The following is a 15,762-nucleotide window of genomic DNA, read 5'->3' on the forward strand; positions in this document are numbered from 1 at the left end:
CTCCTAATGGTACAAATTCTACAATTTTATTTTTTTACAAGACTCTTTTTTCGCTTTGCGTGGACAATTTTTGGATCCATTACATCTCTAAGGCCATCACCCGCAAGGTTTAATCCAAGAACAAGGAGGACGATGAAACTACCCGGAAATACAGTCATCCACCAGGCCTTATATATCACGCTTTTCCCATCAAACAATATATTTCCTAAGCTAGGTTCTGGCGCTGGAATCCCTGCGCCTAAGAAGCTTAAGGAAGCCTCCGTTAAAATAGAAACAGCGAATATAAAGGTGGTTTGAATAATAACCGGTGAAAGTACGTTGGGAATGGTGTGAATAACTAGTATCCTCCATGTACTTGCCCCTTGTGCCTTTAGTGCTTCAATATATGTTTGCTCCTTTACAACTAATGCTGCAGATCGAACTACCCTTGCAATGGAAGGAATATAGACAATCACAAGAGCAATCATCACGTTTACTGTATTGGGTCCTCTGACAGCCACAATAGCCATTGCTAGAAGAATAGAAGGGAAAGCATACAGACCATCGACTATTCTCATTAAAATATGGTCAAGCACAGTAAAATAAGCGGATAAAAGGCCAATGATTAAACCAATGATACCCGTAATAATTGCGACTGAAAGCCCAACTATAATTGATACCCGTATTCCATAAAGGACCCTTGTAAATAAATCTCTACCAAAGTTATCTGTACCAAACCAGTGCTCTCCACTTGGTGGCTGAAGTCGGTTCTGTGGATTAATTTCATAAGGACTAAATGGTGCTAAAACAGGTGCTAATAAAGCAATGATGGTTAATATCGAAATGATGATTAAACCAGTAAGGAGCATATTATTAGATAGGAGCCGCGTCCAATTACGTTGTTTTTTTACGAAAAGAGTCGATGGCTTACTTACTTGTATTTCACTCTTCATGTAATCTCCTCATTTTCTCTGATTTAAGCGAACTCGCGGGTCAACCACGCCGTAAAGCAAATCAATCACTAAATTTAATAAAACGTAGGTTACAGTGATCATTAAAACTGTTCCTTGAATAACAGGAAAATCTCTTCTCTCGATTGAGTTAACAATTAACTGTCCAATTCCAGGAATATTAAAAACAGTTTCAACTACAGCTGCTCCTGTAATTAACGTTCCAAAGCTTTCTCCGATGACGGTTAGGATTGGAATAAATGCACTACGGAGAGCATGCTTGAAGGTGATTTTGTTTGGATGTAACCCCTTGGATTTAGCCGTTTTTATATAATTCGTCTTCATTACATCTAGCATTGAAGACCGCGTCATTCTTGCAATTAACGCAGCTTGCATCATGCCAAGGGCAATTGCAGGTAGGATAAGGTAACGGAGATGTTCCCAGAACCCATCACTTAAAGGGCGATAGCCTGCAACAGGAAGCCATTGCAATTGAACGGAAAAAATTAAGATTAAAAATAAACCTACTAGAAAGCTAGGTACTGAAATACCAAATAGAGATATTCCCATAACTGCCTGATCCATGAAGGTGCCTCTCTTTTTCGCTGCAAAGACACCAAGAACAAGGGCCACAATAATCGCAATAATTTGCGAGATGATCGCCAATGATAAAGTCGGTCCTAAGTATTCGAAAAATGCTTGTGTTACTGGCATTTTCAGAAAATAGGAATCTCCTAAATCACCTATGATGACCCCTTTGAACCACAGGAAGAACTGAGTATAAAGAGGCAAATCAAAGCCGAGTTCCTTTCGCAACTCGGCTTTGGTCTCTTCTGAAGCTTCATCTCCAAGAAGAACGGTAACGGGATCACCTGGTGTCAGATGGGCCAAGAAAAAGACAACTATGGCAACTACCAGCAATATGGGAAGTAATGAAAATAATCGTTGTACAATATACTTTAGCAATTTATCATCATCCTTTACTTCTGAATGAAGGCGATCTAATCGGCCGCCTTCATCGCTGGAGCTTCACCTTATTCACTCTTACTTACATTCCATAAGATTGGGCCAATGAGATTTTTATAACCCTTTACATCATCACTTACAGCTACTAAGTCTTGGATATTCCCAACCTTAGAGACTGGTAAGTAATTCCAAACCTCTGTTTGAAGCTCATCAATTAATGGTTTTGCATCCTCAAATGATGAAGCTGATTTAATATCTACAAGTAATTGGTCAATTTTTCCACTGTTAGTCCAACCAGGATACTCTGCTTTAGAGTCCAGGAATGGATTTTGGTGAATCGTTGGTCTAACAGCAAATGTCATGGCAAACATATCAAAGTTATTTGGATCTACACGTCTTTCTTGAACTGTTGGCCAGTCATATACGTCTAGTTTTGCTTTTATTCCAATGCTTTCAAGTACTTGTTGAGCAACAACAGCTAAATTGTACTGATCGGTGTAGTCTTTCGTTGCTAATATAACAACTTCCTCACCGTTATAACTTGATTCCTCTACTAACTTTTTCGCTTTTTCAATGTCACCTATATTATACTTTTCCTTTGCTGCATCGCTATGCCAGTTAATTTGGTTTGGTAATGCAAGACCAGAATCCAATGTAAAGAATCGATCATCACTATAAGCAGCAATCATTGCTTCTTCTGCATTAAGAGCAGTATTAAACGCTTCTCTTAATTTTAAATCAGAAAACGGACCTGATTTTTTGTTAAACACATAAGTGGCAATTCCACCTTCATCAAATACATTCGTTACAGCATCAGTTGATTCAATTTGATCTGCACTGTCAAACGGAACTTCAAATGCAATATCATATTGGCCGGTTGTAACACCTGATACCCTTGTAGATTCATCTGTGACAATGTGGAAGTAAACATCTTTTACAAGCGCTTCTTTCTTTCCGCCAAGGCCACTGCTTTCGTCTTCTCTTGCTGCGTATTCGTCAAATCGTGTTAAGTGAATATGTTGATCAACTTTCCATTCTTCAAGCTTAAATGGACCTGTACCAATATATTCTGTTAATCCAGTATCACTAGCACCTTCAACTGATTCTTTTGGAACAATTGCTGGGAACGGAGCTGCATCAGCCAGTACAAAAGGAACAATTAAAGATGGCTTATCAACATGCAATTCTACAGTGTATGGGTCGACCTCAACAAATTGTGCACCACTTAAGTTTGCTTTACCTTGAGTCGATGTTTTCATCCACTTTTCCATAGAAGCTACAACATCATCTGCCTGCATTTCTTCTCCATTATGAAACTTTACGCCTTGTCTTAGTTTGAACGTATACGTAAGACCATCAGTACTTACGTCATAAGATTCAGCCAGCATCGGAACTACTTCATAGTTCTCATTAAGTGTTAAAAGCTGTTCAAATATTTGTCTTGCTACGTCTCTTGTTGATTGATTTGTTGTTAAATGTGGATCTAATGTTTGTAGGTTTGTAGGATATGCGATATTTAATTCAGCATCCTTATTAATCGTCGCTTCTTTTGACTCAGAGCCTGATTTCGAATCTTCATTATTACCACATGCTGCAAGCAAAAGAAGTGCACTTAGTAATAATAATGAAATGAGTTTTGTTCGTTTTTTCAATGTCACTACCCCCCGATGATATGTAATCTTATACGTTTAGTCCTGTTAACTACTACTCTTTTAAGCTTTTATTTTATTTATCTTATAAGAGAGATTTATCGAAAAATTAATTCCTACTAAACATATACGATTTAACTATTTTATTGAGTCCATGTCAAGTAAAAGTGATTACATTTGCAATAAGCATTATTTACCAATTTTTTAGAGCGTAAAAAAATGCACACGTTATGGACACGTGTGCATTCATATATAGAAAACAATCCCTTATCGGTTATCTACTTTTTCAGGATAGAGGTCATGGTTCATCATGCGAAACTGTGCCATTTCCTCATATTTCGTACCCGGTTTACCATAATTACACCAAGGATCGATTGAAATGCCTCCGCGTGGAGTAAACTTGCCCCATACCTCGATATAACGTGGATCCAATAGTTTAATAAGGTCATTCATAATGATGTTCACGCAATCTTCGTGAAAATCACCATGGTTACGGAAACTAAATAAATATAGTTTTAAAGACTTGCTTTCAACGATTTTCTTATCTGGAACATACGAAATGTACATCGTTGCAAAATCCGGCTGATGTGTCAGTGGGCAAAGACTCGTAAACTCCGGGCAATTGAACTTCACAAAATAATCCCGGTCTGGATGTAAATTATCAACAGACTCCAAAACCTCTGGTGCGTACTCAAAACTATATTTTGTATTTTGATTTCCAAGTAAAGTTAAATCATTCAATCCTTCTTCATGACTTCTTCCTGACATGAAAAAACCTCCCTGTTCTAGTATTCTTTTCAAACTAAATTGAACAAACATATAAAAAGCCACGTCCAATATGGACATGGCATCATAGTCATGTATCCATAGTTTTTTATAGAGGGTTATGAGCTATGAACCTCTCTCGATTAAACCAAGTATCTTCCCATATAATATAAGACCCCACCAAAAACGTCAAGCATGGTGGGTCACAGGGACAGGTCCCTTGTCCCACCAATTTTTGGTAGGACACAAAACCTGTGTCCTCATTTCGCTTTTCTTGCAGCCTGCTGAATAGGATCCCAAACGCCATTGTAAGGTGGGGCATATGCTAAATCTAAATCCAATAATTCGTCTATATACATGTTGTGAAATAGGGCGGTGGATAGGACGTCAATCCGTTTGTCTACACCACTTTCGCCAATGATTTGTCCACCAAGAAGCTTGCGGGAGACTTTATGGTAGATTAATTTCACGGTCATCTTCTTTGCATCTGGATAATAGCCCGCAATGTCTCGCGCACGGATTGTGACAGAATCAGTGGGTATATTCAACCTCTCCGCTTCTTTTTCTGAAAGCCCAGTTCGACCAAGTGATAAATCAAAAAACTTAATAATCGATGTTCCAACTACACCCTTAAAGGTTCTATGTAAATTGACCATATTCAATCCAGCGATCTGCCCCTGTTTGTTGGCATGAGTCCCAAGGGGAATATAATCATCCCGCTCCTTGATTCGGTGATACTGTATTGCACAGTCACCCGCTGCAAAAATATCCTCCACATTTGTTTGCATAGACGAATTTACTTGGATTGCTCCCTTTATTCCTGTTACAATTCCCGTACCATTAATAAACTCTGTATTTGGTTTCACTCCTACGGCAATTAAAACCAAATCCGATTTAATTTCACCTTTATCCGTTTTTACAGATTCAACAAAGCTTTTTCCTATAAAACCTTCTACTGATTCCCCAAGTCTTAGTGTTAGATGATGCTTCTTCGCCTCATCATGAATGAGATCAGCAAGATCTCGATCGAAAATGCCAGCAAGCTGATCATTTCTCTCAATGATGGTGACGTTTTTTCCTATTTCCGCAAAGCTTTCTGCCATTTCAAGACCTATATAACCACCACCGATGATTGTTACGTCTTTGACATCTCGGAAGCCCTTGTACACATAATCTAAAATTTCTTCAGTATCTGGTATTGTTTTTAGCGTAAAGATGCCTTGAAGTGAACCCCCTTCCCAATTTGGGACAACTGGACTGGCACCCGTTGCAATTAGCAAACGGTCATATGATTGTTCAAAGTCTTCTCCCGTGGAAAGATTAATTCCCCGTACAACCTTTTGTTCCGCATCAATGCTCTTTACCTCATGAAAGACCCTTGCATCAATATCATACTTTTCTTTGAATTCATGTTGTGTTCTTGCAATCACTTTGTCTGTAGACTCAATCTTCCCACCTATCACATAAGGCAACCCACATTGACCATATGAATAGATGCCGCCCTTCTCAAACACGGTAATCGAATTTCCTGAGCTATTCCGTACAATTTGCATAGCAGCACTCATTCCCGCTGCATCGCCACCAATAATAATAAATTTCATCAAAATCCCTCCATTCTAGTATTTTCCTTCCATTTGCCAGTTTATGTAGTGAAACGAGCTTAATCCTTGGGAAAAGGGGACAGGTCCAGTGTCCTGAACCCACATTTACACCGTCAATATGTTACAATTGTAGGTGTAACAACGCTTTCAACAAGGAGGAATGGAATTGAATAAAACAAAGCTGATTGTCCAAAATTCATTAGATGCATTAATGAAGGATGATACGTTTATTCCAGAGTTATCTGGGGAAACCCGTGAGCAAGCTTTTACCTCACTAGCCTCAATACTATCAACCCCGAATCATGTTCATAAGTCTTTTTTAAGAATCCCGTTAGAAAATGGTCAGGTGGTTCGTATTCCAGCCTATCGCGTCCAGCATAATAATGCTTTAGGTCCTTATAAGGGTGGGATCCGTTTTCACGAAACAGTCAATGAAGATGAAGTAATTAATCTTGCATCTCTGATGACATTAAAGAATGCCCTTCATGACGTTCCTTTTGGTGGCGGAAAAGGCGGACTCGTTATCAATCCTAGAACACTTTCTGAAAAAGAACTTCATCTAATTTGCAAAAAATATGTTCGTTACTTTTCAGATAGTCTCGGTCCTGATAAAGATATCCCAGCACCAGATGTTGGTTCAGGCGAGCGCGAGATGGATTGGATGATGGCAGAATATAAAAGCATCCGACCAGGCACACCATATCGCGGGAGTTTTACCGGCAAAAGCGTGGTCAATGGTGGTTCATTAGGACGACGTGAAGCTACCGGGAAAGGTGTCTATTTTACGTTCCGATACCTGTTTCATGATTTTCTTCAAAATCAAAGGGGCCTACTTACGAAAACCGATAATGTGTTTGCAAAGACAGTGGTCAAATTTGAAAACCAGTCAATGAAGCTCGCAGTACAAGGCTTTGGTAATGTCGGTTCTATCGCTGCTCTAGAGGCTTATCAATGTTCTAATTTGCAAAATAAAGTTGTAGCTGTTAGTGATCGGAATGTTACTTTATTTAATGAGGATGGTTTAAACGTCCCATCCCTCGTGAAATTCACGAAGAGCAACAAAGGGGATCTCCCTATTTCCGATGAGGAGTTAGTCGCAGCAGGCGTTAAGGCTGAAGTCCTTGACCGAGAGGCTATCCTTTATTTAGATGTAGACACCCTTATTCTTGCTGCCTTAGAGGATCAAATCCATAAGGATAATATGGAGAAAATTAAAGCACCTATTATTGTCGAGGGTGCGAATGCCCCTATAACCAAGGACGCAGATGATTTCTTAAGTAAAAAAGGTGTCCTGATTGTACCGGACATTCTCGCAAACGCAGGCGGTGTTATCGTCTCTTACTTAGAGTGGCTGCAGGGTCGCGAAACTCAATTTTATTCCGAGGAAGAAGTGTTTAGTCAGCTATTGCAGAAAATGAAGGCAACATTGGATGCGATCTTACCGACGTTCTTCGTAGACTCCTTCACACTGCGCCAAAACTGTTATATTCATGCCGTCACTAGACTATCAACAGTCCTATATCGACAAGGAAAATTATACTGACAATAGGTAAAGCGGAAGCCAGTGGGCTCCCGCTTTAATTTGTGGGTCAGAGGGACAGGTACATTGTCCCTGTAAAAATATGGTGGGACGCGGGACCTGTCCCTGTGTCCCTAAAATGCGCCAGATCCGCCTCCGCCGCCTCCGGTTCCTCCTCCACCTGTGCTGCTCGAGCTGCTGCTTCCACTTCCAATGGATTCATTTGCAGATTCAAAGTGGGCTGTTGCGTTAGGTCCAACATAACCAAATGAGGCTACCGAATAAGGATAAAAACCAGCGCTATTATTGTAATAAGGCTTAGTAATTGCGGATATTAAATCCTCATTCTGCTTTTTCAATTCCTTGTCTCCCATACCAAGTCCATATATATAGGCACGCATCTGGTCATCCTCGGACCATTTTTTCCATTCATCCGTTGACAATGTTTTATAACTCTCTTTAAACAGGAGCCATTTATGGTAAATTCGCAAACCTTCGATATTTTTCGGTCGATAGGCAATCAAATAGATGATGATTCCTCCAAACAAAATCAAATCTAAAACAAACCAAGAAAATAACTCATACATTGGAAACAAGATTAAAAACGGAACCAGTATAATGCATAATAGCCCAAGAATCAATTTGAACTTTGATTTGTCCTCATAAAGTTGGCGTTCCTTAATTTCGTTTCGAACAGCCTCGCCCCACTTCATTTGGAAGCTAGAGTATTTATCGGAGTTCTTCTTGTTTTTTGAATAGTCTTCTAGGTCTGTAAAACTAAACTCGCCATTTTGACCAATCTTTTCAAATAACCACTCAATTAATAGGCTCTCATGGGGTAGTGCCCCAGTTTGGTTCACAAGCTGAAACTTTTCATCCGGAACCTGTCTAACCATCTTCTTCCTCACCAAGTCCAATAACGTAGCTGCCAACAACTGCCCTTGTGGAAGATAATTGTGGTTAGTAAAAAGGATAGTTGCAGGCAAGCTAAGGTCCTGTTTTGGAAGTACACCCGGATTTGTCATTTCGCTTCTTACCAACACTAACTTTGCTCGACCTTCCATCCGATTTCGAATCATTATGAGAATAAACACTAATGCTAAAAGCGGTACTAATACAATCGCTACCTTAGAAAGAGTGTCTTGTGTCTCAGTCCATTCCTGCGCTTTCGCAAGCAGTTCATTTTTTGCATTCATAATTTCTGCTTTCATCGGTTTATCAGAGGTTACATAGCTTGCTCCAGAAAAAAGACTAACATCATAAGCAATCCGGATATCTCCATTTGATTCACTCGGAACTTCTCCGAACTGATAGACAACAGAGCCGTCCGATTTCACAGTTTCCTTTTGAAATGCCTCATCATACCCGAATGCAATCACTTTGCTTGTTGATTGAGGCGGATGAACGGTGATGACGAGATTTTCATAGGTCGCCTCATTTCGATTATCAAAAAATGGCCAATAAAATTGAGCTACATCCTGATAAATTTCCAAACCCTTTTCAATCGTATAGGAGAGTGTGACAGTTATTGTCTCATCCTCACCCTTACGATGAATTTTATAAAGATCATCTTCCTTTTCTACTCGTAACTCCGCTCCATTTTCAGTAGCGGAAAAGTCCTTAATCGCACTTCCTTCTTTCGGGATGACAGTCCGTGTTATCCCGTTAAACTCACCGTCAAAATCGTATGTATGAGTTTCCGTCACGTGAACAGTACCGTCATCCTGCAAATGCGCATCCATATTTACATCATTGATCCAAAAATCAACCGCAAAACCTTGCATGGGAAAAAACAAAAGGAATACTAGTAATAAAATAATGCCACCAATTTTCTTACGCATACCCGTCCCCTCCTTCATACTTATTCATACGAATAAACACCTCATATGGTTTCAAACTAACGTGGTATACTATTTCAAAAAGGAGAAAATAAATGCCTGATATAAAAATTGTGTTTCTTGACATAGACGGAACGATTTTACGACCGGACGATACCATTGAAGAATCCACCAAAAAAGCGGTTGCCCACCTTCAGCAAAGTGGAATTGAAGTATTTCTCGCAACTGGTAGACCGCTTCATGAAATAACGGATATTGGAGACGAACTGTCAATTTCATCCTATATCGCATATAATGGTGCTTTTGCCATTCATCGTGGTGTAACACTGTTTAATGAACCACTTCCAGCTAGCTTAGTTGACAACCTTTTACATACGATCAAGGAAAACAATTACGATATTGTTCTATATTCTCAAAACAAAAATATCTTCAATAGCATGGAATCTAAAATTGTAAAAGAGTTTATCAAAACCTTCCATCTACGAAAAAATGCGATTTACGATGAAACGAAAAAAGAGAAAATTTTAGGTTCCACGATAATTACGACGGAGGAACATTCAGAAACATATTTCGAACATATCGATGGGATTCATCTCTCCTCCGTTAATGTGGACGGTATGAGAACATGTCACGATGTCATTCGTGATAAGGTAAACAAAGGGGTTGCCGTAAAAGCTGTGTTAGCTTCCCTTCACTTTTCACCAGAACAAGCCGCTGCTTTTGGAGATGGCATGAATGACAAAGAAATGCTGTCAGCAGTCGGCTCTGGATTTGCCATGGGAAATGCCAATCCTGATTTATTTTCCTATGCAAATTATAAAACAACGGACGTTGAGCACTCTGGGGTATACAACGGATTAAAACAGCTGGGGCTGGTTGAATGAATGAAAGACTAGGATAAATAGGTCCTAGTCTTTTTTCGTACGGTAATTAAACTTTTAGACAAAACGTTTACTTTTATACAAACAATTAGATAAAATGTTTGACTTTCAGCTAAAGTAACTATAAAATTTTGGTTAAAAGATAAACATTTTACAAAAGTGTTTGTTATTAATCAAACTTTGAACGGATGTGTTTATACAATGGATGTCTCGGAAAATTTTTGGAACGCCTCACTAGATGAACTTAAAAAGGGGTATATCCAAGAGTCAGATTCATATGTCTGCCTTTTATGCGGCGAGAAAATAGAAAAAGGGGTCATTTATCCCCATGAAAAGGTTCTTTATGAAGCGGAGAGGTATATGCGTATTCATATCGAATCTACCCATCAATCTGTGTTTGATTATTTAATCGAACTTGATAAAAAACTAACTGGGCTTACGGATCACCAAAATCAGCTACTTCGTCTTTTCTACCAAGGAAAAAGCGATAAAGAAGTTCAAGCAGACATGGGGATTGGCAGTACCTCGACAATTAGACATCATCGTTTTGCATTAAAAGAAAAAGAACGCCAAGCTAAGACCTTCTTAGCCATCATGGAGTTGCTAAAAGAAAAAGATCAATACGCACCAGCCTTTGTCACCCCTCATAAAACAGCGACAATGGTTGATGATCGATATGCTGTTACAGAGCAGGAGCAACAAGAAATCATTGATAAGTTTTTACCAGAAGGGATCGATGGTCGTTTATTAAAATTCCCACCAAAAGAAAAACAAAGACTGATTGTATTGCGTGAAATAACAAAACGTTTTGAGAGTAACATCACATACAGCGAAAGAGAAATCAATCAGATATTAAAAGGATTGTATGAAGATTTTGTATTGATACGAAGATATTTAATCAGTTATGGATTTTTAGAAAGAAAGAATGATGGCAGTCAATATTGGCTGAAACAATAAGAAGAAAGTGAGTGTCCACTATGGATCGAAAAAAAGAACTGAAACAACAATATAAAGAAATGCCAATTGAAGCAGGTGTTTACCAGATAAAGAACAATCAGAATGGGAAGCTTTTCATTGGAAGCACGAGAAACTTTAAAACGTTAAACGGGTTAAAATTCAGTTTAGAAGCAGGCACAGCCTCACCTACGAACAAAGCGCTCCAAGAAGATTGGAATCATTACGGTGCAAGTGCATTCAATTTTGAGATACTAGAAACACTCAAAAAGAAAAACGATCCCTACTTCAATGAAAAAGAAGCCTTACAAGAACTCGAAAACAAATGGTTAGAACACCTCCAACCCTACGAAGACCGTGGATACAACAAGAAAAAATAATGGGACACAGGTTCATTGTCCCTGTAAAAATATGGTGTAATGGTGCAATCCTCAACTTGTTGGCACATAAAGGGAGCTTGAGTTAACAAGCTCTTTTTTTCATTTAGTTATGGTATGTGATGAGATAATCTCCCCATCATCAATGGCATCAATACTTCAAAGAAGCGATAAGTAGGCTTTTCATTTGTGTATTGTTGTAGCGCTTCTTCTAATTTTGGAGAGATTACCTTATGTGCAGACTCGGCATCTTGTTTGGTATCCCAATAGTTTACTGCCCTATATTCACCAGAAGAATCATCAAAAAAATAGACATTTCCTCTAAATCCCATTAGCCCTCTACTAACTCAATCAAACTCTTTTGTTAGCTTCTCTGCAGTTAACCTCTGCCCATTTCCTAGTGTATATTGAACCAACCGTGCATAAAACATCTGTAACCCTCCTGTTGCTTATTTTTTAGTATGGATTTTTGGGCCTTCATAACAGATTATGTTAGATTGTTTGATTGGTTCCGATTAAATGTGCCTTGGTATTTTACAAGATTTAAATAAAGCTCTCGTCGGGGAAATTAATTTGGACGAGAGGCAGATTGAGCATGATGAAGGGGATTCCTCTGTATCTACCGACTTGATTTCCTCTTCATAAACTCGATGAAGAGGATTTCTATGGAGCTACGAACTCGTTTTCCTCTTCATAACCCCGATGAAGGGGATTTCTATGGATCTACCAACTTGATTTCCTCTTCATAACCCCGATGAAGAGGATTTCTCTGGATCCACCAACTCGATTTCCTCTTCATAACCTCGATGAAGAGGATTTCTCGGGATCCCCCTACTCGTTTTCCCCTTCATAACCTCAATGAAGAGGATTCCCCTGTATTTGTAACTACCCAAACGATTTTATTATCCCTGTAAAAATACGGTGGACGAGGGAGCTATCCCACTTATATGTTTTGGACTGCTTCTTTTTCTGCTGTTTCCTCGGGTTTCCAGCCTTTGCATACGTCGATCCATTGTTTTGCTTCAGAGTATTGGAATAGTTCATCACAAGTTAGTTCAATAGCAGAATTGATGCTGCCGCATGCTGGAAATACGGTGGTGAAACGCTTTAGTGATTCGTCCAAGTAAACGTCAAGATTGTTCGCCAGGCCAAACGGGCAAACACCACCTATGACATGTCCAGTTTGTTCGATCACTTCTTGTGCAGACAGCATTCTTGCCTTAAATCCAAATGTATTACGGAATTTTTTATTATCAATTTTTGCATCCCCCGCTGCTACAACTAAAATAGCAGCATCCTCTTTTCCTCGAAAGGAAAGGGTCTTTGCAATCCGTTCAGGAGCCACGCCGATTGTATCAGTAGCCTGATCAACGGTTGCACTTACTGAATCAAACTCCATCACATCTTTTTCACGGTTCCATTTTTTGAAATGCTCTTTTACACTCTCAAGTGACATAATATTCATCCTTTCTTCGAAGTTTATTCTATTAATTTAGCATACAATTTAAAAAAATCACAAAATATGCTCTTCAATTTAAAAATAGCTTGGAAACTAGCCCAAGCTACTTAATTCTAATATTCAGTTGTAATAATTGGCGTTCCAATCGTTACGTCGATTACATTTTTATCTGCATCTGCTCGTAAACCTAGTTGAAGATTAATTTTATCCTGATTTACTGTTTTCAATTCAGATTCAAAAACTTTCGAATAAGCTGAAACCGACACAAAACTCTTTTCTTGTAGCTGTTCCACCATTATTGCATTAACATCTCCAACCATCTTTGCAGCAACCTCATCTAATTGGTTTGCTTTGGATTTCATTACTCCAGAGACTGTATAAAAAGTATTACTTTCCATAAAAGTTTCACCTACCCACTCAACATGGTCTGCAGTAAGCTGATTCCCTTTTGCTTCATTCGTGATGGCGATTTCGTACTGATCACCCGATTTATAGGCTTTTAGCTTAATTGACTCCGTAATTCCATTATCATTTTCTTTTAATCCTTGCCAAACATAATGGCTGTTTTCTTCTTTAAGAATGCTTTTCCAACTATATGAACCATGATCGCTCATGAATGTTTCAATTTGTTGTTTCATTTCATGTACATTATTTGCTTGTCCAACCTTACCACGAGATAAGGCCATCCAAGATGAAATTTCAACTTCATTTTTATCTGCCATTTCTTTTATATCCACTAGATCATTTTTTTTAATAATTTCTTCCTGATTATTATAAAATCCTGCTAAAATTCCGAACGATAGGATTAATGCAATTGTCATTTTCATTTTGTCCCTCACCTCTTTAACAAGGATAGCCAGGGTTTTTATGATCTATACCTAAAAATCTAGTAATCTTAAAAATCGATTAATTTTCTTTTAGCTGTTTTACTTTTTATATTTTTAGTACAATCTAAAGATGAGCCTAAGGAGGTGTGATTTTTGAAATCAATTACTGTTTCGTTTCATAAAGAAGATGCTGTTGAAGCAATGAAGGTCGGTATTCTTGAAGAAGACGATTTTAATCGTGTGACTGAAGGTGGTACGCGACACTTATTTGAACTTGATACAAATATTGGTTTTTTTGTCTTTTTCGATGGCGCGGATGCCGAAGGGAATATCCATTATCTTGCCCTTCAATATGAAGAAGATAGTGAAGAACCTACATACTGTTTCTCATTTGAGCTTAAGGATTTTTATGAATTTATGGCATTGTACCTTAATGACCTTGAGTTCTCAGATGAAGAAACAGAAGACGAAGAGCAAGAGTATGGACCCATCCATCACCTCGCTCACCTGCTATACCATATCGTTGAAGATGCAAAACAAGCGTAAGAGGAAGGCCACAGCAATGTGGTCTTTTTCCTTTTCAAAAAGCTAAAAATATGAAAAAATAGATATATAGAAAATAATGTAAAAACCAAGGTCGGTGATTATTTGTTTGTAGATATCTTTTTTTCAATTGTTTTCATACTTGGTGTGTATTATTTGTTTCAATACAGAATCAGTATTAAAAAGGCAGTCGATCTTTCAAAAGAAGCCCTTTTCCCGCAAACGGAAGCGGAGTTCCGTGGCCTCCTCATCCCAAATGAGTATAAGGAAATGGAGCCACTATCTAAATCAACGAGATCTTATAAAATTGTCAAATGGGGAACGGCGGCTGTAATCGTAGCTCTCATAGGACTATTAATTGTTATTCTTACAACAGATTATTTAGGGTCTTCCTTTTTTTCTATGGCCTATTTCTTTTTTGCACTCATTAGTGCAGTTCGCCACCGTGGAAACCTCTTTTTATTACCAAAAGGTATTATCCTTCAGGGCCGATATTTTTCCTATAGCCGAGTCAAGGAATATGAAGTCGAGCGAATTGTCCGCTGGCATGATTTGTATGGCATAAATGACCGTATTAATTTCGGCTATAAGTTAACGATTAAGGTAAAAAGTATTTTCCCATTCTTCAATTTCGTTGTTGTTGAAAATGAAGAACATCTTGATAAGATCATCGAATTGCTGGAGACAAACGGCATTCCCGGAAAAAGAATTCCAGACCCAACGCAACAATCAAATTCAACCATTTCATCCAAATCATAATTCACCAGGTCTTGTAGCCTGGTGTTTTTTTATTCCCCTTAACATAGGTTGGCTTGTCAAGCCACAGGTACAGGCTCTTTTCATTGGTTAATTAATAAGATAAATATATCCGTATAAATAAGGAGGTACTCCTATTGATTCATACTGTAAAACCTGGTGAAACATTGAGTCAAATTGCCCAAGATTATCGAAAACCACTTTTTGAAATTATTCGAGCTAATCCTTCCATTAATCCTAATCTGATTTATCCAGGACAATCCATCGTGATCCCCGGTTTCCCAGACCCTTCAACCCTTCCCTTTAAAATTGAGGTCTCTATTAATAACCGTACATTACGATTATTGAAAAATGGAGTCTTACAAAAACAATATCCAATCGCTGTTGGCCGCATGCTACATGCCACACCTATTGGGAACTTTATTATCATTAATAAAGCACCAAATCCAGGCGGACCGTTTGGCACGATGTGGATGAGTTTATCGAAAGAACACTATGGAATCCATGGAACCAATGATCCAAGCTCTATCGGTAAATTCGTTTCAAGAGGCTGTATTCGAATGCATAACCGAGATGTCGAGGAACTGGCACGAACCATTTCAATTGGCACACCTGTTTTCATACATCCTTAATTTATTTAAACATCTCCCAAAACACGAATAAACGTTCCTATTTATGTTGATAATAGAATGTACGTT

At 38.5% G+C, this 15,762-nt stretch carries 16 protein-coding genes and 1 riboswitch; of the genes, 7 read left to right on the forward strand and 9 right to left on the reverse strand.

The genetic code is table 11. From position 1 onward, the window contains the following. Nucleotides 1-26: 26 nt before the first annotated feature. The 5 genes from CKJ95_RS13855 to CKJ95_RS13875 all read right to left on the reverse strand — a co-directional run bounded on the left by CKJ95_RS13855 (nucleotide 27) and on the right by CKJ95_RS13875 (nucleotide 5,910). Entirely contained in the window at nucleotides 27-932 is a 906-nt protein-coding gene (locus CKJ95_RS13855; RefSeq protein WP_099354029.1) for an ABC transporter permease, read from the reverse strand. Between the two features lie 9 nt (nucleotides 933-941). Continuing rightward, nucleotides 942-1,895 (reverse strand): ABC transporter permease, encoded by a 954-nt coding sequence (locus tag CKJ95_RS13860; RefSeq protein ID WP_099354030.1) that lies wholly within the window; start codon nucleotides 1,893-1,895, stop codon nucleotides 942-944. Nucleotides 1,896-1,963: 68 nt separating this feature from the next. Further along, on the reverse strand, nucleotides 1,964-3,547 hold the full coding sequence (locus CKJ95_RS13865; RefSeq protein ID WP_099354031.1) for an ABC transporter substrate-binding protein: 1,584 nt from the start codon (nucleotides 3,545-3,547) through the stop codon (nucleotides 1,964-1,966). A 264-nt stretch (nucleotides 3,548-3,811) separates the two neighbouring features. Further along, on the reverse strand, nucleotides 3,812-4,312 hold the full coding sequence (gene queF, locus CKJ95_RS13870; RefSeq protein WP_099354032.1) for a preQ(1) synthase: 501 nt from the start codon (nucleotides 4,310-4,312) through the stop codon (nucleotides 3,812-3,814). A gap of 92 nt (nucleotides 4,313-4,404) precedes the next feature. Next, a riboswitch (PreQ1 riboswitch) is annotated at nucleotides 4,405-4,452 on the reverse strand. 117 nt (nucleotides 4,453-4,569) lie between these two features. After that, the gene (locus CKJ95_RS13875; RefSeq protein WP_099354033.1) at nucleotides 4,570-5,910 is read right to left on the reverse strand and encodes an FAD-dependent oxidoreductase; all 1,341 of its coding nucleotides are present in this window, start codon (nucleotides 5,908-5,910) and stop codon (nucleotides 4,570-4,572) included. A 160-nt stretch (nucleotides 5,911-6,070) separates the two neighbouring features. Here CKJ95_RS13875 and CKJ95_RS13880 point away from each other — a divergent pair, with 160 nt between their 5' ends. Further along, entirely contained in the window at nucleotides 6,071-7,453 is a 1,383-nt protein-coding gene (locus CKJ95_RS13880) for a Glu/Leu/Phe/Val family dehydrogenase (RefSeq protein WP_099354034.1), read from the forward strand. Between the two features lie 110 nt (nucleotides 7,454-7,563). Here CKJ95_RS13880 and CKJ95_RS13885 read toward each other — a convergent pair whose 3' ends face one another. Continuing rightward, on the reverse strand, nucleotides 7,564-9,270 hold the full coding sequence (locus tag CKJ95_RS13885) for a DUF2207 domain-containing protein (RefSeq protein ID WP_180271512.1): 1,707 nt from the start codon (nucleotides 9,268-9,270) through the stop codon (nucleotides 7,564-7,566). A gap of 92 nt (nucleotides 9,271-9,362) precedes the next feature. On the opposite strand from CKJ95_RS13885, the gene CKJ95_RS13890 reads away from it, so the two are divergent. The 3 genes from CKJ95_RS13890 to CKJ95_RS13900 all read left to right on the forward strand — a co-directional run bounded on the left by CKJ95_RS13890 (nucleotide 9,363) and on the right by CKJ95_RS13900 (nucleotide 11,482). Continuing rightward, on the forward strand, nucleotides 9,363-10,151 hold the full coding sequence (locus tag CKJ95_RS13890) for a Cof-type HAD-IIB family hydrolase (protein WP_099354036.1): 789 nt from the start codon (nucleotides 9,363-9,365) through the stop codon (nucleotides 10,149-10,151). Between the two features lie 198 nt (nucleotides 10,152-10,349). Beyond that, nucleotides 10,350-11,105 carry a DUF2087 domain-containing protein gene (locus CKJ95_RS13895; protein WP_099354037.1) on the forward strand — a complete coding sequence of 252 codons (756 nt, stop codon included), beginning with the start codon at nucleotides 10,350-10,352 and terminating at the stop codon, nucleotides 11,103-11,105. A gap of 20 nt (nucleotides 11,106-11,125) precedes the next feature. Beyond that, nucleotides 11,126-11,482 carry a GIY-YIG nuclease family protein gene (locus tag CKJ95_RS13900; RefSeq protein WP_099354038.1) on the forward strand — a complete coding sequence of 119 codons (357 nt, stop codon included), beginning with the start codon at nucleotides 11,126-11,128 and terminating at the stop codon, nucleotides 11,480-11,482. Nucleotides 11,483-11,589: 107 nt separating this feature from the next. On the opposite strand, the gene CKJ95_RS13905 is transcribed toward CKJ95_RS13900, so the two are convergent. The 3 genes from CKJ95_RS13905 to CKJ95_RS13915 form a co-directional block, all read right to left on the reverse strand. Then, complete coding sequence (locus tag CKJ95_RS13905; RefSeq protein ID WP_257215798.1) at nucleotides 11,590-11,811, reverse strand: hypothetical protein; 222 nt, start codon at nucleotides 11,809-11,811, stop codon at nucleotides 11,590-11,592. Between the two features lie 611 nt (nucleotides 11,812-12,422). Further along, nucleotides 12,423-12,935: a YbaK/EbsC family protein gene (locus CKJ95_RS13910; RefSeq protein ID WP_099354039.1), complete on the reverse strand. Its 513-nt coding sequence runs from the start codon at nucleotides 12,933-12,935 to the stop codon at nucleotides 12,423-12,425. 116 nt (nucleotides 12,936-13,051) lie between these two features. Further along, nucleotides 13,052-13,765 carry a YwmB family TATA-box binding protein gene (locus tag CKJ95_RS13915; protein ID WP_099354040.1) on the reverse strand — a complete coding sequence of 238 codons (714 nt, stop codon included), beginning with the start codon at nucleotides 13,763-13,765 and terminating at the stop codon, nucleotides 13,052-13,054. A gap of 153 nt (nucleotides 13,766-13,918) precedes the next feature. On the opposite strand from CKJ95_RS13915, the gene CKJ95_RS13920 reads away from it, so the two are divergent. From CKJ95_RS13920 to CKJ95_RS13930, 3 genes are all read left to right on the forward strand, one after another. Further along, on the forward strand, nucleotides 13,919-14,311 hold the full coding sequence (locus tag CKJ95_RS13920; protein ID WP_099354041.1) for a cytosolic protein: 393 nt from the start codon (nucleotides 13,919-13,921) through the stop codon (nucleotides 14,309-14,311). A 144-nt stretch (nucleotides 14,312-14,455) separates the two neighbouring features. Beyond that, entirely contained in the window at nucleotides 14,456-15,067 is a 612-nt protein-coding gene (locus CKJ95_RS13925) for a hypothetical protein (protein WP_257215802.1), read from the forward strand. A 134-nt stretch (nucleotides 15,068-15,201) separates the two neighbouring features. Further along, nucleotides 15,202-15,696: a L,D-transpeptidase family protein gene (locus tag CKJ95_RS13930; protein ID WP_099354043.1), complete on the forward strand. Its 495-nt coding sequence runs from the start codon at nucleotides 15,202-15,204 to the stop codon at nucleotides 15,694-15,696. The last annotated feature ends 66 nt before the right edge of the window (nucleotides 15,697-15,762 follow it).

Origin of the sequence: Fredinandcohnia onubensis (assembly GCF_002734285.1) — a bacterium.
In the GTDB taxonomy this organism is placed as follows: domain Bacteria; phylum Bacillota; class Bacilli; order Bacillales; family Bacillaceae_L; genus Ferdinandcohnia; species Ferdinandcohnia onubensis_A.

Excerpts from the sequence above, each read along its gene's own strand:
- CKJ95_RS13905 (WP_257215798.1), bottom strand. The coding sequence starts at position 11,811 with ATGGGATTTAGAGGAAATGTCTATTTTTTTGATGATTCTTCTGGTGAA.
- CKJ95_RS13910 (WP_099354039.1), bottom strand. The coding sequence starts at position 12,935 with ATGTCACTTGAGAGTGTAAAAGAGCATTTCAAAAAATGGAACCGTGAA.
- queF (WP_099354032.1), bottom strand. The coding sequence starts at position 4,312 with ATGTCAGGAAGAAGTCATGAAGAAGGATTGAATGATTTAACTTTACTT.
- CKJ95_RS13915 (WP_099354040.1), bottom strand. The coding sequence starts at position 13,765 with ATGAAAATGACAATTGCATTAATCCTATCGTTCGGAATTTTAGCAGGA.
- CKJ95_RS13895 (WP_099354037.1), top strand. The coding sequence starts at position 10,350 with ATGGATGTCTCGGAAAATTTTTGGAACGCCTCACTAGATGAACTTAAA.
- CKJ95_RS13890 (WP_099354036.1), top strand. The coding sequence starts at position 9,363 with ATGCCTGATATAAAAATTGTGTTTCTTGACATAGACGGAACGATTTTA.
- CKJ95_RS13900 (WP_099354038.1), top strand. The coding sequence starts at position 11,126 with ATGGATCGAAAAAAAGAACTGAAACAACAATATAAAGAAATGCCAATT.
- CKJ95_RS13855 (WP_099354029.1), bottom strand. The coding sequence starts at position 932 with ATGAAGAGTGAAATACAAGTAAGTAAGCCATCGACTCTTTTCGTAAAA.
- CKJ95_RS13880 (WP_099354034.1), top strand. The coding sequence starts at position 6,071 with ATGGAATTGAATAAAACAAAGCTGATTGTCCAAAATTCATTAGATGCA.
- CKJ95_RS13875 (WP_099354033.1), bottom strand. The coding sequence starts at position 5,910 with ATGAAATTTATTATTATTGGTGGCGATGCAGCGGGAATGAGTGCTGCT.
- CKJ95_RS13885 (WP_180271512.1), bottom strand. The coding sequence starts at position 9,270 with ATGCGTAAGAAAATTGGTGGCATTATTTTATTACTAGTATTCCTTTTG.